The 4,721-nt window shown below is 35.1% G+C and carries 5 protein-coding genes; all 5 read right to left on the reverse strand.

The window, feature by feature from the left end:
* On the reverse strand, nt 1-896 hold an 896-nt coding region (locus MVY38_RS03225), incomplete at its 3' end, for a c-type cytochrome (protein WP_297483550.1).
* Between the two features lie 10 nt (nt 897-906).
* Nucleotides 907-2,121, reverse strand: a complete 1,215-nt coding sequence (locus tag MVY38_RS03230; RefSeq protein WP_297483551.1) for a cytochrome bc complex cytochrome b subunit — start codon at nt 2,119-2,121, stop codon at nt 907-909.
* 14 nt (nt 2,122-2,135) lie between these two features.
* Nucleotides 2,136-2,702, reverse strand: coding sequence for a ubiquinol-cytochrome c reductase iron-sulfur subunit (gene petA / locus MVY38_RS03235; RefSeq protein ID WP_297483552.1), 567 nt, complete (start codon nt 2,700-2,702; stop codon nt 2,136-2,138).
* 58 nt (nt 2,703-2,760) lie between these two features.
* The gene (locus MVY38_RS03240; RefSeq protein WP_297483553.1) at nt 2,761-3,627 is read right to left on the reverse strand and encodes a hypothetical protein; all 867 of its coding nucleotides are present in this window, start codon (nt 3,625-3,627) and stop codon (nt 2,761-2,763) included.
* Nucleotides 3,627-4,721 (reverse strand): FAD-dependent oxidoreductase (locus MVY38_RS03245; RefSeq protein WP_297483555.1); only part of this gene is annotated, 1,095 nt, incomplete at its 5' end. The genes MVY38_RS03240 and MVY38_RS03245, both read right to left, overlap by 1 nt.

Below are 4,721 nucleotides of genomic sequence, written 5' to 3' on the forward strand. Positions count from 1 at the left end.
ACATTTCTACCAACACTCTCTCTTTTATGACGTTTAGAGTCACCAACATCTTGAAGATGTGTTATAACTTTCTCAGCAGCTTCTGCAGTTACACCAACGCGTGGCATTGCAGTACCTTTAAGATAGTTTTGAGGATTTTCAACAAAAGTTGAAATATAGTGTTCACCACGAGAACGAATATACATACTTAAATCTGGTGGTAATTTACCAAGATATTTTGTTAATGCATCATCATAATTTGCAACTTTCATCTCAAATGCTAACTCATCTTGTTTATGTTTAAATTTAGGTGTTTCACCAATTTGAGTCCAAGCTGGATGCATTTTTCCATTAAGATTATACTCATAATGGATAGCATGACATCTACCACAAGCAGTTTCAAACGCCATATTTGGAGTTAATTTATCTGCAGGTACAGCGATTGATTGTAAATAAGCAACCATGTCAGCCACTTCTTGTGCTTTATCTCCACCTGCTCCATAGAACTGAGGCATAGGGAAAGTTTTTCCAGTTTTTGCATTGTATTTATGCTCAAGCAATAAAGCATGTGCAGGATTATTAATTAATGATGCTAAAAATTTAGGATCAAATACAACACCTGCATTTGACAAGTCTGGTGGATTTACACCATAACTTTGTGCTGCAGTTACAGCATCCATAGGAGCAGCAATACCTGCAACTTTAATACCATGACAACCAGTACAAGCACCAGCACCCATAACTAAATCTTTACCACGAGTAGCATCACCTTTTTTGGTAAGTGCCGGTAAATCTTTGTATGCAAACCCTTGACTCTCATAATGCTTATGCATATGAGAATGTGCAAAAGGTTCAACTAAATAGTAAGTTACAAGAGTAAATGTAGTTACTATTGCTAATATAAATAATTCTTTCACTTTTTACTCCTTAAACTTTTTTTTCAAATTTTGTGATAAATGGAAGTGCAATCCATAAAGCAAAGAATGTTAATGCTGCATAATGCCCAATAACACTAAAAGAACCTTCAGGTGGCACTTTACCCATTGCTGTTAAAACAATCATATCTACAAGCATAGCCCAAAACCAAATTTGGAAAAGACCACGACGAGACGCAGGAACTGCATTCGGACTTCTATCTAAAAATGGTAGGAAGAAGAAAATAACCTGTGCAAATGCAAACGCTATTAGTCCTACATTTGTAGAGAACGGACGCAATACTTCATAAGACCATAAGAAATACCACTCAGGATAAATATGTGTCGGAGTATGAAGACCATTTGCAGGGTCAAAGTTAACAGGATCCATTGCAAAATCATAGTGATAAAATACAAGATAGAAGAAGAAAATAAGATAAATTCCAACAACCATCATATCTTTTGCCAAGAAATCATTCATAAATCTAATAACTTTAGAATTTTTTGTATCACCAGCTAAATATTTTTTAGATTCAACTTCAAAATCAACTTCTTCACCATCTTGGTTATTTACATGAGGAATACGAAGTGCTCCAAAGTGTAAAGCAATAAGACCGATGATAGCTAAAGGAATAAGTAATACATGAAGCATAAAGAAACGATTTAAGAATGCTTGAGCAGGAACATAATCCCCACGAATCCATTCAACTAAACCATTTGCATGCAAACCACCTAAACTAAATAAGTTTGTAATAACCATACCAGCCCAGTAAGACATTTGTCCCCATGGAAGCATATAACCAGAGAAAGCCTCTGCTGAGAATGCAACGAAAAGAAGCATACCTGAGATCCAAATCATCTCACGACCCTTCTTATAAGAACCATAGTATATACCAGTAAACATGTGAATATAAATGATTAAGAAAACTACTGATGCAGCTACACCATGTACATGTCTCCATAACCAACCATAACCAACTTCTTGCATAATCGTGTAGTTTACACTATCAAATGCCAAATGTACATTTGGTTGATAATACATAAGTAAAAAGATACCTGAAATTAACAATATACCAAATGTAATTGCAAGAATCATACCCATTGCCCATAAAAAGTTAATATTTTTAGGGATCCAATATTCCGTTGCCAAAACACGATTTAGAGTATCAACACCAAGGCGTTGATTCATCCAATCATGCAGGCTTGTAGCTTTTGTAAAATGTGCCATTTTTTTCCTTTTACTTATACTTTAAGTGTTACGCCATCAGCGAGCATTTTCTCATATTCAGGTGATGATTCACCTAAAACTAACTTCATACCATCTATTTTAAATGGAGGAATGTCAAAACCACGAGGTGGTGGAGATTTCGTAACCATACCTGCATCATCGTACATACCACCATGACAAGCACATAAAAAGTCTTTTTTATCTGGACGGTATCCTGGAATACAACCAAGATGCGTACAAAGTCCAACACAGACCATATAGTACTCACCACCAATTTTAAGAAGTCTCTTCTTATCCATTGCTGATGTTGTTTTTCCAGTAATTTCACTCATATTTTTATCTTCAGTATCTAACATCTCTTTAGATTGCTTCAGAACAAAAATAGGCTTTCCTCTCCATTTTTCCACTACTAATTCATTCTCTTTATATTCTGACATATCAAGAGTAGTAAATCCCGCTGCTTTTACACTTGGGAGTGGGTCCCAAGATCTTTTCATCGCATAGAGCGATGCAACAGCACCAACTCCAGCAACAGCACCAAATGCTTTACCCATAAAACCTCTACGGCTACTATTTTTCATATTTCTCACCTGTTGTGAATTTTCAATCCCTATTATATACCAAATAAGTTTTAATTACTTATAAATTTAAGTTATTTTTTATAAAAGAAGCAATTTTGTTACAATTTATATCAACTTTTTCATATTTAATCACGGAAATATTATTAATAATCTCATTTAGCCTGTTTTTATTATATTCATAAATAATTGGTATAGATAACTTTTCAAAAAGAGGAATAAACTCCTGTGTATAATCTTCTCTTTGAAAATAGATAGGCTTTGCACCCGTTGCTAAGGAGTCTAAAATGGCTTGGGGCGAAGCACTCAAAAGAATTTCACTGCGTTTAATCATCTCTTCATAATCATCAAATTCAAAATTCTTAAGAAATTTCTCCTCTAACATCGTTTCATAATCAAGAAAATAGTAAAAACCTAACTGTAGATAGGGATGTAAATCTTCAATAAAACTGAAATGTTTTTCTAAATCTTTTTCGTAGTCATCATCCCCAAAAAAATAGCTTAGTTTCACATCTTTTTTGAAATCACCAAAGTATTTTTCATCTACAACTACTGCATTACAGATACCTCTGCCCTCCAAATAGGGAGAAATTAGAAACTCTTTATCTGCTTTAGTATCATCTTTATTATCGCTTATGCGGATAAAAGATGAAAAATAGTCTCGCATATCTTCAAGCATCATAGGATTTGCTTCATCAGAATCAAAAATAAGCCTATCACCATTCTCTGCGATTTGAGGTATATTTCTTACAACATCAATCCCCACACTCTTCTCAATACCAAAATTACGAGCCTCTTGAGCGATTCTGTAATCACTCGTTAGAAGTGTTATATCTTCATCTTTTAAACAATTCAAAATGGCTGACGCACGACGAAATCTATCTAAACCTATGCGATGACCCGTATGTACATAATAATATGTCTTCATTATTTTCTTGCCGCCATTTTTATATAAATATGTAAAATCTCAATCGCAGCAGGTGTGATTCCAGAGATATTCATCGCTGCTTGAAGTGTTGGGGGATTAAACTCGGCTAGTTTTTCTTGAACTTCAGTTGAGAGTCCACTCACACCTGTAAAACTAAAGCCCTCAGGAATTTTAATTTTAAGATATTTTTTCATACGCTCTATCTCATCACTCTGCTTGTCAATGTAACGAGCATATTTTCCCTCAACAAGAATTTCTTCTTTAATGTAATCATCAAATTTTTCAAGCTCAGGAACAATTTTAAGCATTTTCTCTACAGTAAAACTTTTACGAGCAACAAGCTGTTGTGCGGTTGAGACATCTTTGAGGACAGCTTCATCCATAGATTCTAAAAGTGCATTAAACTCTTTGTTTGGTGTAAATTTTATCTCTTCTAATCTTTTTGCCCCATATTTTATCTGGCTATCTTTTGTTTTCACTTTTTCATAAAGTGCATCAGGAACCAATCCAAGTGCATGCCCATAGTGGGCCAAACGAGTATCTGCACTCTCTTCACGCAGAAGAAGTCTATACTCTGCACGACTTGTAAACATTCTATAAGGCTCATTTGTCCCTTTTGTGACCAAATCATCTATAAGCACACCAATGTACGCCTCATCACGGCGTAAAATAAGTGGCTCTTTCTCCTCTAAAGCAAGAGATGCGTTTATTCCTGCCATCATTCCTTGTGCAGCTGCCTCTTCATATCCTGTTGTTCCATTTATCTGACCAGCAAGATATAAACCTTTTATCTTTTTTGTCTCTAGCGAATGTTTCAACTCACGAGGATCCACAAAATCATACTCTATAGCATAGCCATAACGCACAATTTTTGCATTTTCCATCCCTACTACAGAGTGAATCATATCTCTTTGCACATCAGGTGGGAGAGAGGTACTCATACCATTTATGTAACACTCTGTATTGTCCGATGTTTGTGGTTCTATAAAAAGATGGTGTCTCTCTTTATCTGGAAATTTATCTATTTTATCTTCAATAGATGGGCAGTATCTTGGAGATTTTCCAGCAATTTGTCCTGTAAAAAGGGGTGCACG

Origin of the sequence: Sulfurimonas sp., assembly GCF_027056685.1 — a bacterium.
Classification (GTDB): domain Bacteria; phylum Campylobacterota; class Campylobacteria; order Campylobacterales; family Sulfurimonadaceae; genus Sulfurimonas.

Coding starts and splice junctions, on each gene's coding strand:
- MVY38_RS03230 (WP_297483551.1), bottom strand. CDS start 2,121: ATGGCACATTTTACAAAAGCTACAAGCCTGCATGATTGGATGAATCAA.
- petA (WP_297483552.1), bottom strand. CDS start 2,702: ATGAAAAATAGTAGCCGTAGAGGTTTTATGGGTAAAGCATTTGGTGCT.
- MVY38_RS03240 (WP_297483553.1), bottom strand. CDS start 3,627: ATGAAGACATATTATTATGTACATACGGGTCATCGCATAGGTTTAGAT.